Origin of the sequence: Burkholderia sp. KBS0801 (assembly GCF_005937855.2) — a bacterium.
Taxonomy (GTDB): domain Bacteria; phylum Pseudomonadota; class Gammaproteobacteria; order Burkholderiales; family Burkholderiaceae; genus Burkholderia; species Burkholderia ambifaria.
Window position 1 is genome coordinate 2,199,885 of record NZ_CP042177.1, and the last position, 14,931, is coordinate 2,214,815.

Here is a 14,931-nt window from a genome sequence, read left to right on the forward strand (position 1 = left end):
GGCCAGACGCCTCGTAGCGTTATGCTCCAATCCGGTTTAGAACCTGTCCCCTCCTGCTTCGACCCTCGCGGTCGTCACTCATCAGGCTGGCGGCCCCCGCTCCTGAAGCGCGCCGCACCCAAAACAGCTTCTAATGCCTCATCCGCCGACGGTTCGGCGGATTGCACCCCCGTTTCCCGATTTGCTCGCTGAATCCGACGACTTGGGTATGCGCGATTGGCGCCGACGTTTCACCCACTGTGTTTCAAGGATTGTTATGACTTCGAGCATTAACTCCAGCCCGCTCAACGCGATCGCCGACCAGGCGCTCGGTCTCGACGACGCCGCCGTACCGGCCGCGATCGAACCGGCGTCGGACGAGCCCAGCTTCGCGTCGCTCGGGCTGTCGCCGGAGATCGTCTCCGCGCTGGAGGCCGCCGGCTATGTGAAGCCGACGCCGGTCCAACAGCGCGCGATTCCGGCCGGCATCGCCGGCCGCGACCTGCTGGTGTCGAGCCCGACCGGTTCGGGCAAGACGGCCGCCTTCATGCTGCCCGCGATCGAACGTTTCGCGCAGCTTCAGAAGACGCTGGCGCAGCAACCGCGCACGCCGCGCGAACCGAGCCAGGGCGACCGCCGCGTGCGCCGCCCGCAACCCGTCGCGCGCCCGGGCCTGCTCGTGCTGACGCCGACCCGCGAACTCGCGATGCAGGTCACGACGGCCGCATCGACCTACGGCAAGCACCTGAAGCGCCTGCGCACCGTCAGCATCCTCGGCGGCGTCGCCTATGGCCAGCAGCTGATGCTGCTCGCGAAGAACCCGGAAATCCTGGTCGCCACGCCGGGCCGCCTGCTGGATCACCTCGAGCGCGGCCGTATCGACCTGTCGGAACTGAAGATGCTCGTGCTCGACGAAGCCGACCGCATGCTCGACATGGGCTTCATCGACGACATCGAGACGATCGTCGCGGCAACGCCGGCGTCGCGCCAGACGATGCTGTTCTCGGCCACGCTCGACGGCAAGATCGGTTCGCTGACGGGCCGCCTGCTGAAGGACCCGGAGCGCATCGAGATCCAGCAGCGCCTCGAGTCGCGCACGAACATCGCGCAGACCGTGCACTACGTCGACGACCGCGACCACAAGGATCGCCTGCTCGATCACCTGCTGCGCGACGACGCGCTCGACCAGGCGATCATCTTCACGGCGACCAAGATCGACGCCGACCAGCTCGCCGGCCGTCTCGCCGACGCAGGCTTCGAATCGGCCGCACTGCACGGCGACCTGCCGCAGGGCGCGCGTAACCGCACGATCCGTGCGCTGCGCGAGCGTCGTGTGCGCGTGCTGGTCGCGACCGACGTCGCGGCCCGCGGCATCGACATCCCGGGCATCACGCACGTGTTCAACTACGACCTGCCGAAGTTCGCGGAAGACTACGTGCACCGTATCGGCCGTACGGGCCGCGCCGGCCGTTCGGGTACCGCGGTGAGCCTCGTGCACCACGCCGAACAGGGCGCGCTCAAGCGCATCGAGCGCTTCGTGCGCTCGCCGCTGCCGGTCAACGTGATCGAAGGCTTCGAGCCGCGCAAGGCACCCCCGCGCAACGGGAGCACCGGCGGCCGCGGCCGTCCGGGCGGCGGTAACGGCGGTCGTCGTTTCGGCGGCAAGCCGGGCGGCGGTCATGGCGGCGCCGGCCGCAGCTACGGCGGCGGCAATGGCGGCGGCTGGAGCGGCAAGCCGGGCGGCAGCCGTGACGGCGGCCCGCGTCGCGACGGCCAACGCAGCAGCGGCCCGCGTCGCAGCAACTCGGCGTCGTAAGCCCGCCCGGGCGGCTCCGGCCGCCCGACGGAGGGCCACCCCATCCGGCAGACCGGCGCACCCGCGCCGGTTTTTTTTCGTCCCGCCCCACATTTCACGATGCGGAAAATTTTTTTGCGTCGTAAAAAGTCATGCTGCGCGGCACAACCTTACGATTGCGAGATGGGAAAAATCGTTTCTCATTGCGAAACGTGATTTTCAACCATTTGATTTATAAATATTAAAAAATTTCGAGCTTCCTGAGATAGCCCCTGTTTCATGTCGGTCGGTTTGCCTAGACTCTTATACAAGACTTCGCGAAACGGCAGCACCCCGCTCCGCTTCGCGAACAGCATCCTCACCGTCCGATTCGACTCATCAGGCAACGCACCGTATCAAGGAGCTCATCATGTCGCGACAGCAACAGGCACAGGAACTGCAACAGCAATGGGAAACCGATCCGCGCTGGAAAGGCATCAAGCGCAGCTACACCGCTGACGACGTCGTTCGCCTGCGCGGCTCGATCGCCGTCGAGCACACGCTGGCCAAGCGCGGCGCGCAAAAGCTGTGGAGCCTCATGAACGAAGAGCCGTTCGTCAACGCGCTCGGCGCGCTGACCGGCAACCAGGCGATGCAGCAGGTGAAGGCCGGTCTCAAGGCGATCTACCTGTCGGGTTGGCAAGTGGCCGGTGACGCGAACGTCGCGGGCGAAATGTACCCGGACCAGTCGCTGTACCCGGCGAACTCGGTACCGCTCGTCGTCAAGCGCATCAACAACACACTGACGCGCGCCGACCAGATCCAGTGGTCCGAAGGCAAGAACCCGGGCGACGAAGGTTACGTCGACTACTTCGCGCCGATCGTCGCGGACGCGGAAGCCGGCTTCGGCGGCGTGCTGAACGCGTTCGAACTGATGAAGGCGATGATCGAGGCAGGCGCATCGGGTGTCCACTTCGAGGATCAGCTTGCGTCGGTGAAGAAATGCGGCCACATGGGCGGCAAGGTGCTCGTGCCGACGCGCGAGGCCGTCGCGAAGCTGTCGGCGGCGCGTCTGGCCGCTGACGTGATGGGCACGCCGACCGTGCTGGTCGCGCGGACCGACGCGGAGGCAGCGGACCTGATCACGTCCGACATCGACGACAACGACAAGCCGTTCCTGACGGGCGAGCGTACGGTCGAAGGCTTCTTCCGCACGAAGCCGGGCATCGAGCAGGCGATCTCGCGCGGCCTCGCGTATGCGCCGTACGCCGACCTGGTCTGGTGCGAAACGGGCAAGCCGGATCTCGAGTACGCGAAGAAGTTCGCCGAAGCGATCCACAAGCAGTTCCCGGGCAAGATGCTGTCGTACAACTGCTCGCCGTCGTTCAACTGGAAGAAGAACCTCGACGACGCGACGATCGCGAAGTTCCAGAAGGAACTGGGCGCGATGGGCTACAAGTTCCAGTTCATCACGCTGGCCGGCTTCCATGCGCTGAACTACTCGATGTTCAACCTCGCGCACGGCTATGCCCGCACGCAGATGAGCGCGTTCGTCGAACTGCAGCAGGCCGAGTTCGCGGCGGCCGACAAGGGCTTCACGGCCGTCAAGCACCAGCGCGAAGTCGGCACCGGCTACTTCGACGCGGTGACGCAGACGGTCGAGCGCGAGGCATCGACGACCGCGCTGCACGGCTCGACCGAGGACGAACAGTTCTTCGACGGCAAGAAGGTCGCGTAACGCGCGCAAGCGTCACGCCGATGCCCGCCCGTCACGCGACGGCGCGGCATCGGCGGCACCGAACAAAAATCAGGGAGGAGACGGCAGGCGCGCGGTGACCCGCGCGACCGGCCGCGCGCGGCCTGCGGCCGCCTGCAACGACGCGCGCCGGCTTCGTCCGGCGCGCCCTTTTTCAGCGGCGCTGCCGTGCCGCCGCCCGCGCGGCCACGGACAATGTCGCCGCTACCGATAGACGATCACCGGAATTTTCGTATGGGTCAGCACGCGCTGCGTCTCGCTGCCGATCAGCAGGCTGCCGAGCCCGCGGCGTCCGTGGGACGCCATGAAGATCACGTCGCAGCCGCCGCGTTCGGCCGCCTCGATGATGCCGAGATACGGCGACGGATGCACGCTCGTCCAGCTGTCGCACACGACGCCGGCCGCCTTCGCGGCTGCCTGCACCTCGTCGAGGTGCGCGCGCGCCTCGCGCTCGCTGCGCGCGCGGAAATCGGCGGGCGGCTCGATGATCACTTCGGAAAACGGCGAATACGGATACTGCGGCAGGCACGCGTAGGCCGTGACCTGCGCGCCGACCGCGCGCGCCAGGTCGATCGCGCCGTCGATCGCCTTCTGCGACAGTTCGGAACCGTCGGTTGGAACGAGGATGTGCCGGAACATCGCGCCCTCCTGCGTCAGACGCACCGCGCGCGCCGCGAACCCATGCGAGCCGGCCCCGGCGTGTCGCGCATGCCAGTTTCGATTGTAGTGCGCGAAACCGGACGGCCGGCGCCGTCAGCGGGTTCGCCCTCATATCGGAAACGCGCGGGCGGGCGCGCCCTACTCGCCCCAATATCCGGGCCGCTCGTACGTATGTTTCAGGTAATCGAGAAACAGCCGCACGCGCAGCGGCAGGTGGCGGCGCTGCGGAAACACCGCGTGGATGCCGATCGGCGGCGCCGCGAACGCATCGAGCACGCTGACGAGGCGGCCGGCCGCGATGTCGCCGCCGACCTCCCACCACGATCGCCATGCCAGGCCGTAGCCGGCGAGGCACCACTCGTGCAGCACTGCGCCGTCCGAGCATTCCATCGTGCCGTTCACGCGGATCGACACGACCTTGTCGCCCTCCTGGAACGCCCAGCCGCGCTGCTGGTTCGCGTTCGCGGCCAGCGCGAGGCAGTTGTGGCGCGCGAGTTCGGCGAGCGTGGCCGGCGTGCCGCGCCGTGCGAGATACGCCGGAGACGCGACGCACACGCGCCGGTTCTCGCCAAGCTTCAGCGATACCAGCGACGAATCGGGCAGCTCGCCGAGCCGCACCGCGCAATCGAACCCTTCGTTGACGAGGTCGACCATCCGGTCGGACAGGTCGAGCGTGACCGAGACGTCCGGATGCGCGCCGCTGAATTCGGGCACGAGGGGCGCAACGTGGCGCCGCCCGAAGCCGGCCGGCGCGGAAATGCGCAGGTGGCCGCTCGCCTTCACGCCGCCGGCGGACACGCTCGCCTCCGCGTTCTGCATGTCGTTGATGATCCGCTGGCAATCCTCGAGGAAAGCCGAACCCTCGAAGGTCAGCGTGAGCTTGCGGGTCGTACGCACCAGCAGCTTGACGCCGAGCCGCTCCTCGAGCGCGTCGAGGCGGCGGCCGATGATCGCCGGCGCGACGCCTTCCGCGTGCGCGGCCGCCGACAGGCTGCCCTTCGCCGCGACCGCGGCGAACGTTTCGATCTGTTTGAACCGGTCCATGACTCGAAAGGACGGCCATCCCGCCCTTCAAATAGCTTAAGCCGGTCAAGATTATGCATATGAAAGTAAAAGATCAAGTGATGATTAGCGTCTTTTTTAGTACATGTGATCACGAATAGAATCGACTCGACCTCTGAAACTGGAGCGCAAGGCTATGTCGGCCACAACGACACTCTCCTCTCCCGACGCAATCCTCTTCGACGCATTCGGCACGTTGTTCGACGTGCATGCGGTCGTGGCCGCGGCGGAGCAGATGTATCCCGGTCACGGGGAGCGGTTGTCGCAGCTGTGGCGACGCAAGCAAATCGAATACTCGCAGTTGCGCACGCTCGCCGATCCGGCCGGCGCCCGCTATCGCCCGTTTCGCGACATCACGCTCGACGCGCTGCGCTTCGCCGCGCGCGTGCTCGGCCTCACGCTGAACAGCGCGGCCGAGAAACGGCTGATGGACGAATACGCGTGCCTGTCCACCTACCCCGACACGCTGCCCGCGCTGCGCAAGCTGCGCGCGCTCGACCCGCGCCCGCCGCTCGCGATCCTGTCGAACGGCAACCCGGAGATGCTCGACATCGCGATCAAGAGCGCCGGCATGACCGGCCTGTTCGATCGCGTGCTGTCGGCCGACACGGTGCGCGCGTACAAGCCGAGTCCGGCCGTCTACGCACTCGGCACCGCGGCGTTCGGCGCGAACGCGCGCGACATCGTGTTCGTGTCGTCGAACGCGTGGGACGTCGCGGGGGCCGCCTGGTTCGGCTACACGACGTTCTGGCTCAACCGCACGGGCGCGCCCGCCGAGGAGCTCGGCGCGCCGCCCGACGGCACCGGCAGCGGCATGGCCGATCTGCTCGCCTTCCTCGCCACCCCGGCTCCGTCCGGCAGACCCGCAAACCGCGCGCGCCCCGGCCCGGGCGCATGACGGTCGCGGCGCTGCCGCCTTCCCCCTTCACCGAAACCGCAACTGACCGACCAAGGAGATGAGACTCATGAGCACCCCGATCACGCTGCCGCAAGGCATGGCGATCACCGGCGAAATCAAGCCGGGTTACGAAGCAATCCTGACGCCTGAAGCCCTCGCGCTCGTCGCGGCGCTGCACCGTACGTTCGAGCCGCGTCGCCAGACGCTGCTGCAGGCCCGCGTCGAACGCACCAAGCGCCTCGACGCCGGCGAACGCCCCGATTTCCTGGCCGACACGAAGGCGATCCGCGAAGGCGACTGGAAGGTGGCGCCGCTGCCGGCCGACCTGCAATGCCGCCGTGTCGAGATCACGGGCCCCGTCGAGCGCAAGATGATCATCAACGCGCTGAACTCCGGCGCCGACTCGTACATGACGGACTTCGAGGATTCGAACGCGCCGAGCTGGACGAACCAGATCGACGGCCAGATCAACCTGAAGGACGCGGTACGCCGCACGATCTCGCTCGAGCAGAACGGCAAGTCGTACCGGCTGAACGACAAGGTCGCGACGCTGATCGTGCGTCCGCGCGGCTGGCATCTCGACGAGAAGCACGTGACGGTCGACGGCCAGCGCGTGTCCGGCGGCATCTTCGATTTCGCGCTGTTCCTGTTCCACAACGCGAAGGAACTGATCGCGCGCGGCTCGGGCCCCTACTTCTACCTGCCGAAGATGGAAAGCCATCTCGAGGCGCGCCTGTGGAACGACATCTTCGTCGCGGCACAGGAAGCGGTCGGCGTGCCGCGCGGCACGATCCGCGCGACGGTGCTGATCGAGACGATCCTCGCCGCGTTCGAGATGGACGAGATCCTGTACGAGCTGCGCGAACACAGCTCGGGCCTGAACGCCGGCCGCTGGGACTACATCTTCTCGGCGATCAAGAAGTTCAAGAACGATCGCGACTTCTGCCTGGCCGACCGCGCGAAGATCACGATGACGGTGCCGTTCATGCGCGCGTACGCACTGCTGCTGCTGAAGACCTGCCACAAGCGCAACGCACCGGCCATCGGCGGGATGAGCGCGCTGATTCCGATCAAGAACGATCCACAAGCAAACGAGAAGGCGATGGGCGGCGTGCGCTCGGACAAGCAGCGCGACGCGACCGACGGCTACGATGGCGGCTGGGTCGCGCATCCGGGCCTCGTGCCGATCGCGATGGAGGAATTCGTCAAGGTACTCGGCGACAAGCCGAACCAGATCGCCAAGCAGCGCGACGACGTGCAGATCGAAGGCAGGAATCTGCTCGACTTCCAGCCTGAGGCGCCGATCACCGAGGCCGGCCTGCGCAACAACATCAACGTCGGCATCCATTATCTCGGCGCGTGGCTCGACGGCAACGGCTGCGTGCCGATCCACAACCTGATGGAAGACGCGGCCACCGCCGAAATCTCCCGCTCGCAGGTATGGCAATGGATCCGCTCGCCGAAGGGCGTGCTCGACGACGGCCGCAAGGTCACGGCGGAACTCGTGCGCGAATTCACGAAGGCCGAGCTCGACAACGTGAAGCGCTCCGTCGGCGGCAATACGCAGCCCTACGAGCGTGCTGCGGCGATCTTCGAACAGATGTCGACGTCGGAAGGCTTCACCGAATTCCTGACGCTGCCGCTGTACGAGGAAATCTGACGGCGCGGGCCGGGTCCTGCCGGCCCGGTCGTGCCCAACTTGCCCGCCGTCGGTCGCACCGCCGGGCGGCATGAAAAAAGCGCCCACCAGGGCGCTTTTTCCTTGCGGCGGCGCGGTTGGCCGCGCGGGCGTTCAGGCGGCTTCCCGCTCGCGCCGGTGCTGCACCCAGTCGCCCGACGCGATGCGCGGACGCTCGGCTGCCGCATGCGCGGCGACCGGATAGTAGACGCACGCGTACGTCCGGCCGCCGAGCTGGACGGTCACCGGCTCCTGCCGGAACAGCGTGTCGACGCCCGGATAGACGCGCTCGATCTCGTCGAGCACGGGCATCAACTGCTCGTCGATCTGGTAGACGTCGCCCCATACGAGCGACTGGCCGGCCGGCCCGGCGATCATGCCCGGGTACGTGCCGAAATCGTACAGTTCGCCCGGCAGCGCGGCCGCACCGAGCAGCGTCGGCGCAGCGATCCCGTGCCGCGCGGCCGCATGGCCGATGTCGTTGGCTTCTCCCGCTCTCAACGTGCCGTAGACGAATACGTAGCGCATCTTGGTTCTCCTCTTCGATTCAGGTGTTGCCGTGCCGGGCCGTCGCGGTCGCGCCGCGGGCACCGGCGTCTTCGGGGTGCCGCTCGCGCGACAACGCGCCCCCATCGGTAGACCGCGCTCGCGGCCCGATGTTGTTTGGCCCCGCGCGTCGTGCAGGCCCAAACTTGCGCGTGGCCGGAATGCGCGCGGCCCCATACAAAGTTCATTTGAACGGTGCATTATCGGCCGAAAAACCGCCGCATGCGCCTGCGCGGCGCCTTCTAAAATAACGGCATCGCCGCCGCGCCGACCGAGTCGTCCATGAATCCGCCTGCCCAAGCCGACACATCGAACCCCTACGACGTCATCGACATCCCGCCCGAGTTCGCGCCGACCCGCGTCCACCCGATGCGCGTCCGGGCGCGGCAGGTGGATGCCGGCCGGCGGATCCCGCTGCACACGCATGCGTGGGCGCAGCTCGCGTACGCGTCGCGCGGGGTGCTGCGCGTCGCGACGACCGGGACGACGTGGATGGTGCCGCCGTCCCGCGCGATCTGGGTGCCGCCGCACGTCACGCACGAAGTCGTGATCGTCGAGGACGCGTATCTGCGCACGCTGTATATCGACGAGTCGATCGTGCCGGACGGGCTCGATGCATGCCGGGTGGTCGAGGTGACGGGCTTGCTGCGCGAACTGATCGTCGCGCTCGACGCGCGCGACCTGAGCGATGCGCGCGAGCGGCTGCTGTGCGGGCTCGTGCTCGACGAGCTGAGCCGCGCCGAACCGCTGCCGCTCGCGGTGCCGATGCCCGACGAGAAACGGCTGCGCGTGCTGTGCGAGTCGGTGCTCGCGCAACCGGCGCATGCGGAATCGCTCGAGCACTGGGCAAGCGAGGTCGGCGCGAGCACGCGCACGATTTCGCGGCTCTTCAAGCAGGAGCTGGGCGTGAGTTTTTCGCAGTGGCGGCAGCAGGCGCTGCTCGCGCGCGCGATCCCGCTGTTGAACCAGGGGCGTCCGCTGTCGCATATCGCGCGCGAACTCGGCTACCAGAGCCAGAGTGCGTTTTCGGCGATGTTCCGGCGCGCGTTCGGCGAAAGCCCGCGCGCGTTCATGCTGCGCGGCTACGAGCACCGCGGCGCGGAAGACGGCATCGCGACGGACGACGCCCTCGACGACGACGACGCGTTCGGCACCGCCCGCTGACGGTCTCCGCGCTGCACCGTTATTCGCTCAGACCGTACGCACCATGTGGCGGATCGAGCCGAGCTGCGCCAGCCTCGGCCCGGTGACGCGGTAGCCCATGCGCTGGTAGAGCCGCGCGGCCGGATTGTCGACGAACACGCGCAACTGCAGTTCGTGCAGCCCGCGGGCGCGCGCCCAGCGCAGCGACATGTCGAGCATGTAGGTGCCGGCGCCCTGACCGCGATGACCGGCTGCAATCTGCACGTCGCGGATGTGGAGCGAATCGCCCTCCTCGGTCACGCGCAGCACGCCGATGCGTTCGCCGTCGGCTTCCAGGATGAAGTTTTCGGATTCGCGCCAGCTCGCATAGAACAGGTCGCTGCGCCAGACGAGTCCATGGCGCTTGTAATAGCCGCCCATGTTGCCGTGCGTGAGCGCCTCGGCAAACGGAAAATCGCCAGGCTCCGCGGGCCGGAGCTGATACAGCAATCGCAGGTCGGTCGGATCGAGCATCGCGCGGGGGTCAAGAACGCATTCCGCCACGATAGCGCAGTCGCGGGCGGATGCAATCGCGAATTTCTCGTAGCGGCGCACAACGGGTGATGCAAATGACAAAGCCCGCACAAGGCGGGCTTTTTCATTTTCTGGCGGAGCGGACGGGACTCGCCTACATCCCGCAGGCCGCGGCTGCGCGTGCACGCGCAGCCCTTCGAGTCCCGCCGGAAGCCGCGCAGGCGGCTTCCTCCACTCCGCAGTCACGCGCCCGCTTGCGGGCGCGAACGGAAACACAAATGAAAAAGCCCGCACAAGGCGGGCTTCTTCATTTTCTGGCGGAGCGGACGGGACTCGAACCCGCGACCCCCGGCGTGACAGGCCGGTATTCTAACCAACTGAACTACCGCTCCAGTTTTGCTTCTTGCCTGGCAGGCGTCGGTTACTTCCTGCCGGCGCATCGTTTGTTCGAACGACGCCGAAATCTGGCGTCCCCTAGGGGATTCGAACCCCTGTACTCACCGTGAAAGGGTGATGTCCTAGGCCTCTAGACGAAGGGGACAACGTACTGCTTACATCTTTAATACAAAAGCCCGTTCAAAACGTTCATTTGAACGGGCTTGTTCTGGCGGAGCGGACGGGGCTCGAACCCGCGACCCCCGGCGTGACAGGCCGGTATTCTAACCAACTGAACTACCGCTCCAGCTTTCTGCACCACCACCCGCAGGACCACGTTCATGTCCTGCAAGCGTTGCGACACTTCTACGAAACGCCGCTGAATCCTGGCGTCCCCTAGGGGATTCGAACCCCTGTACTCACCGTGAAAGGGTGATGTCCTAGGCCTCTAGACGAAGGGGACAGCGTACTGCTTACATCTTTAATACAAAAGCCCGCTCAAAAACGTCTTGAACGGGCTTCGTTCTGGCGGAGCGGACGGGACTCGAACCCGCGACCCCCGGCGTGACAGGCCGGTATTCTAACCGACTGAACTACCGCTCCAACTTTCTGCACCGTTACCTGCAGGACGTCGGTTACGTCCTGCAAGCCTCGCGACACTTCTACGAAACGCCGCTGAATCTGGCGTCCCCTAGGGGATTCGAACCCCTGTACTCACCGTGAAAGGGTGATGTCCTAGGCCTCTAGACGAAGGGGACATAATCTTTTCAGATCTGTCTGACTTTCGCTATTCACTCACCGCAACAGCGAAGGCCGAAATTCTAACTGCTTTAAATCATTTTGTGAAGCATTTATTACTACTGCCACTGCTTCACAAATCAATCCATTCTGCTCTGATGGTGGAGGTAAGCGGGATCGAACCGCTGACCTCTTGCATGCCATGCAAGCGCTCTCCCAGCTGAGCTATACCCCCTTGCAGAACAGAAATGAGATTATATGGACCGAATTTGAACTTGTAAATACCCTTTTTGCGATTGGAGCGAAATTTTTTGCGAAGCCGCGCCGCCCTCACGCGCGGACGGCCTCGCTCCCGCCCCCACCTCAGGCCAGCGCGGCCTCGATACGCGACACCACGACATCGCGACCGAACAGCACGAGCACCGCGTCGATCGACGGTGTATGCGTCGTGCCGGCCACCAGCAGGCGCACCGGCATCGCGAGCTGCGGCATCTTCAGCTTGTGCGTGCCGAGCGTCGCCTTCAGCGCGGCAGACACGGCCTCCTTCGTCCAGTCGGCCGCCTTCAGTGCGGCGGCGAGGTCGGCCAGCGCCGGACGCACCGCATCGGTCACGTGCTGCGCGAGTGCGTCGGCGTCCGGCGCCGGCACGCAGTAGAACATCGCGGCGCCTTCGGCGATCTCCTTGACCGTCGTCGCGCGATCCTTCATCAGGCCGACCACCGCGTCGAGCGCGGGGCCCGTCGCGATCGCCGCGTCCTCGATGCCGAGCGCGTCGAGGAACGGCTTGGCCAGCGCGGCGAGGCGCGCGTTGTCGGCTTCCTTGATGTAGTGGGCGTTCAGCCAGCTCAGCTTGCTGTGGTCGTACTGCGCGGGCGACTTGCCGAGATGCTCGAGGTCGAACCATTCGACGAACTGTTCGCGCGAGAAGATTTCAGCGTCGCCGTGCGACCAGCCGAGACGCGCGAGATAGTTGACGACGGCCTCCGGCAAGAAGCCGGCGTCACGATAAGCCATCACGCTCATCGCGCCATGCCGCTTGCTCATCTTCTCGCCCTGCTCGTTCAGCACGGTCGGCAGGTGCGCATAGACGGGCGGCTCGCCGCCGAGCGCGCGCAGGATGTTGATCTGGCGCGGCGTGTTGTTCACGTGGTCGTCGCCACGGATCACGTGCGTGATGTTCATGTCCATGTCGTCCACGACCACGCAGAAGTTGTAGATCGGCGTGCCGTCCGGGCGTGCGATCACGAGGTCGTCGAGTTCCTCGTTAGAGATCTCGACACGGCCCTTCACCGCGTCGTCCCACACGACCGTGCCGGTCAGCGGGTTGCGGAAACGCAGCACCGGCTTCACGCCGGCCGGCGGCTCGGGCAGCACCTTGCCCGGCTCCGGACGCCACGTACCGTCGTAGCGCGGCTTCAGGCCTGCCTCGCGCTGGCGTTCGCGCAGCGCGTCGAGCTCCTCGGCCGACATGTAGCACGGGTAAGCGAGGCCCTGCTCGAGCATCTGCGCGAGCACCTCGCGATAGCGGTCCATCCGCTGCATCTGGTAGATCGGGCCTTCGTCGAAATCGAGGCCGAGCCACTGCATCCCTTCGAGGATCGCGTCGACGGCTTCCTGCGACGAACGCTCGACGTCGGTATCCTCGATACGCAGCACGAACGTGCCCTTCATCTTGCGGGCGAACGCCCACGGATAGAGCGCGGAGCGGATGTTGCCGAGGTGGATGAAGCCGGTGGGACTCGGCGCGAAGCGGGTACGGACAGGACGGGTCATAAACGGTAACTCGAACGCCTGGGGCGCATGAATGATTCGACGCGGGATCGACGGCGGCAGCCCGGACTGCGATGGGGCCGGCCGCGCCCGGAACGGGAAAGAAGCCGGAATTATACTCGCGCCGGTCTTCGCGCCAAGCGCGCCGCTTGCTTTATGATGTGCGCGCCGCGGCCGCCAGCCGGCGCCGCGCCGGCCGCCGGGATTCCGCCGCACGGCCGCTCGGAACCTATCGCCGCCGCGGGCCGCACGGCCCGCCGCCAAGCCGCCGGAGAATCAATCGATGTCGTCCCCTCGCCTGTCGCGCCGTCACTTCACGATCGCGTGCGCGTCCGCCAGCCTCGCCGCCTGTACGTCGTTCGGCGACAAATCCCGTCCCGCGCAGTCGCAGGAAAAACCCGTGAAGATCGGCATCGCGCTCGGCGGCGGCGCCGCCCGCGGCTTCTCGCACATCGGCGTGCTGAAGGCGCTCGAGGCACGCGGCATCCCGGTCGAGCTCGTCGCGGGCACGAGCGCGGGCTCGGTGGTCGGCGCGCTCTACGCGTCCGGGATGAGCGCGCTGCAGATCAACAAGATCGCGCTCGACATGGATCAGGCGGCGATCAGCGACTGGGCGCTGCCGTTCCGCTCGCGCGGATTGCTGCAGGGCGTCGCGCTGCAGAACTTCCTGAACAAGACGCTCAACAACCGGCCGATCGAGAAGATGGCGAAGCCGCTCGGCATCGTCGCGACGGATCTGCAGAGCGGCCAGCCGATCCTGTTCCAGCAGGGCAATACGGGGCTCGCGGTGCGCGCGTCGTGCAGCGTGCCGTCGGTGTTCGAACCGGTGCGGATCGGCAATCGCGAGTATGTCGACGGCGGCCTCGTGAGCCCGGTGCCCGCGTCGTTCGCGCGCAAGATGGGCGCGAGCTTCGTGATCGCGGTCGACATCTCGGCGCGGCCGGACGGCGCGGCGACCAACAACCCCATCGAGATGCTGCTGCAGACCTTCACGATCATGGGCCAGACGATCAAGTCGTACGAGCTCGACAAGTACGCGGACGTCGTGATCCGCCCGAACCTCGCGGCGATGGGCGGCAGCGACTTCAACCAGCGCAACGCGGCCATCCTCGCGGGCGAGGAAGCGGTCGCGCGCATCATGCCGGAGCTGCAGCGCAAGCTCGCGGCGGCCCGCGGCGTCGCGGCGGCGTAATCGGACGCAGCGCGGCGCGCTGCCGCCCACGGCGACACTCCCGCCCGCCGGTTCCGCGCGCCTCAAAACAAAAAACCCTGCCGCCTTTCGGTGACAGGGTTTTTTCGATTCGGCGGAGCGCCGGCGAGCGTCAGTTGCTGCCGTTCGCGTCGTCGCCGATCGTCGCGCGCACGCGCTGGCGCAGGTCGTCGGCCTTCATCGGAAACTCCGATTCGAGCCGGCGCGCGCCGGTGAACCGCTTTTCCCAGTAGCCGTTGTCGAGATCGTCGACGCGAATGGTGCTGCCGGTCGACGGCGAATGCACGAACTTGTTGTCACCGATATAGATGCCGACGTGCGAGAACGTACGGCGCATCGTGTTGAAGAACACGAGGTCGCCCGGCTTCAGATTGCTCATGCTGACCTTCTCGCCCACGCGGCTCATTTCTTCCGCACGGCGCGGCAGCGACATGCCGAGCGTGTCCTGGAACACATAACGCACGAAGCCGCTGCAGTCGAGGCCCGAATCCGGCGAGTTGCCGCCCCAGCGATAGCGCACGCCGATCATGTTGAGCGCGCCGACGACCACGTCGCCTGCCTTGCCCGCCATGCCGGCGAGGAACGACTTCGCACCGCCGCTCGACGGCTGCGCGCTGGTCTGCTGGAGGGAGGAACCCGACCCGATCTGAGTCGAATTGCTGGCATTCTGGTTAAAACTGCTGACTTCGTCGGCGAACGCGCCGGGAGCTGCTGCGAACAGGGCGCCGATGAAGAGCCCGGCGATGGTGCGCGCGCATGCCTGGGTCAAGGATCGATGCTGCATTGGGCGATGGAATTTGCTTAAAAATCAGCTGATTGGCGGAAAATT

At 66.4% G+C, this 14,931-nt stretch carries 12 protein-coding genes and 7 tRNA genes; 6 read left to right on the forward strand and 13 right to left on the reverse strand.

The window, feature by feature from the left end:
- The first annotated feature begins 256 nt into the window (after positions 1-256).
- Both FFI87_RS10420 and aceA read left to right on the forward strand, forming a co-directional pair.
- On the forward strand, positions 257-1,795 hold the full coding sequence (locus FFI87_RS10420) for a DEAD/DEAH box helicase (RefSeq protein WP_012364156.1): 1,539 nt from the start codon (positions 257-259) through the stop codon (positions 1,793-1,795).
- 388 nt (positions 1,796-2,183) lie between these two features.
- Positions 2,184-3,491 (forward strand): isocitrate lyase, encoded by a 1,308-nt coding sequence (gene aceA / locus FFI87_RS10425; RefSeq protein WP_012364158.1) that lies wholly within the window; start codon positions 2,184-2,186, stop codon positions 3,489-3,491.
- A gap of 222 nt (positions 3,492-3,713) precedes the next feature.
- Here the strand turns inward: aceA and FFI87_RS10430 are convergent, their stop codons facing one another.
- Both FFI87_RS10430 and FFI87_RS10435 read right to left on the reverse strand, forming a co-directional pair.
- The gene (locus tag FFI87_RS10430; RefSeq protein WP_006755353.1) at positions 3,714-4,148 is read right to left on the reverse strand and encodes a universal stress protein; all 435 of its coding nucleotides are present in this window, start codon (positions 4,146-4,148) and stop codon (positions 3,714-3,716) included.
- A gap of 159 nt (positions 4,149-4,307) precedes the next feature.
- Positions 4,308-5,213 carry a LysR family transcriptional regulator gene (locus FFI87_RS10435; protein WP_012364159.1) on the reverse strand — a complete coding sequence of 302 codons (906 nt, stop codon included), beginning with the start codon at positions 5,211-5,213 and terminating at the stop codon, positions 4,308-4,310.
- 154 nt (positions 5,214-5,367) lie between these two features.
- Here FFI87_RS10435 and FFI87_RS10440 point away from each other — a divergent pair, with 154 nt between their 5' ends.
- The gene (locus FFI87_RS10440; RefSeq protein WP_138847508.1) at positions 5,368-6,129 is read left to right on the forward strand and encodes a haloacid dehalogenase type II; all 762 of its coding nucleotides are present in this window, start codon (positions 5,368-5,370) and stop codon (positions 6,127-6,129) included.
- 67 nt (positions 6,130-6,196) lie between these two features.
- The gene (aceB, locus tag FFI87_RS10445; RefSeq protein WP_138847507.1) at positions 6,197-7,789 is read left to right on the forward strand and encodes a malate synthase A; all 1,593 of its coding nucleotides are present in this window, start codon (positions 6,197-6,199) and stop codon (positions 7,787-7,789) included.
- Between the two features lie 132 nt (positions 7,790-7,921).
- Here the strand turns inward: aceB and FFI87_RS10450 are convergent, their stop codons facing one another.
- Positions 7,922-8,335, reverse strand: a complete 414-nt coding sequence (locus FFI87_RS10450; RefSeq protein WP_138847506.1) for a gamma-glutamylcyclotransferase — start codon at positions 8,333-8,335, stop codon at positions 7,922-7,924.
- Positions 8,336-8,635: 300 nt separating this feature from the next.
- Here FFI87_RS10450 and FFI87_RS10455 point away from each other — a divergent pair, with 300 nt between their 5' ends.
- Positions 8,636-9,517 carry an AraC family transcriptional regulator gene (locus FFI87_RS10455; protein WP_138847505.1) on the forward strand — a complete coding sequence of 294 codons (882 nt, stop codon included), beginning with the start codon at positions 8,636-8,638 and terminating at the stop codon, positions 9,515-9,517.
- Positions 9,518-9,544: 27 nt separating this feature from the next.
- Here FFI87_RS10455 and FFI87_RS10460 read toward each other — a convergent pair whose 3' ends face one another.
- The 9 genes from FFI87_RS10460 to gltX form a co-directional block, all read right to left on the reverse strand.
- Complete coding sequence (locus tag FFI87_RS10460) at positions 9,545-10,009, reverse strand: GNAT family N-acetyltransferase (RefSeq protein WP_006762691.1); 465 nt, start codon at positions 10,007-10,009, stop codon at positions 9,545-9,547.
- 315 nt (positions 10,010-10,324) lie between these two features.
- A tRNA-Asp gene (locus FFI87_RS10465) sits at positions 10,325-10,401 on the reverse strand.
- Between the two features lie 73 nt (positions 10,402-10,474).
- Positions 10,475-10,550: transfer RNA gene (locus tag FFI87_RS10470), tRNA-Glu, on the reverse strand.
- Positions 10,551-10,614: 64 nt separating this feature from the next.
- A tRNA-Asp gene (locus tag FFI87_RS10475) sits at positions 10,615-10,691 on the reverse strand.
- An 80-nt stretch (positions 10,692-10,771) separates the two neighbouring features.
- A tRNA-Glu gene (locus FFI87_RS10480) sits at positions 10,772-10,847 on the reverse strand.
- Positions 10,848-10,910: 63 nt separating this feature from the next.
- Positions 10,911-10,987: transfer RNA gene (locus FFI87_RS10485), tRNA-Asp, on the reverse strand.
- A gap of 79 nt (positions 10,988-11,066) precedes the next feature.
- Positions 11,067-11,142 (reverse strand) — tRNA-Glu (locus FFI87_RS10490).
- A gap of 139 nt (positions 11,143-11,281) precedes the next feature.
- Positions 11,282-11,357 (reverse strand) — tRNA-Ala (locus tag FFI87_RS10495).
- A 128-nt stretch (positions 11,358-11,485) separates the two neighbouring features.
- Positions 11,486-12,895, reverse strand: a complete 1,410-nt coding sequence (gltX, locus tag FFI87_RS10500) for a glutamate--tRNA ligase (RefSeq protein WP_138847504.1) — start codon at positions 12,893-12,895, stop codon at positions 11,486-11,488.
- 280 nt (positions 12,896-13,175) lie between these two features.
- Here gltX and FFI87_RS10505 point away from each other — a divergent pair, with 280 nt between their 5' ends.
- Positions 13,176-14,084, forward strand: coding sequence for a patatin-like phospholipase family protein (locus FFI87_RS10505; RefSeq protein ID WP_012364163.1), 909 nt, complete (start codon positions 13,176-13,178; stop codon positions 14,082-14,084).
- Between the two features lie 130 nt (positions 14,085-14,214).
- On the opposite strand, the gene FFI87_RS10510 is transcribed toward FFI87_RS10505, so the two are convergent.
- Entirely contained in the window at positions 14,215-14,886 is a 672-nt protein-coding gene (locus tag FFI87_RS10510; RefSeq protein WP_012364164.1) for a C40 family peptidase, read from the reverse strand.
- Positions 14,887-14,931 lie beyond the last annotated feature (45 nt).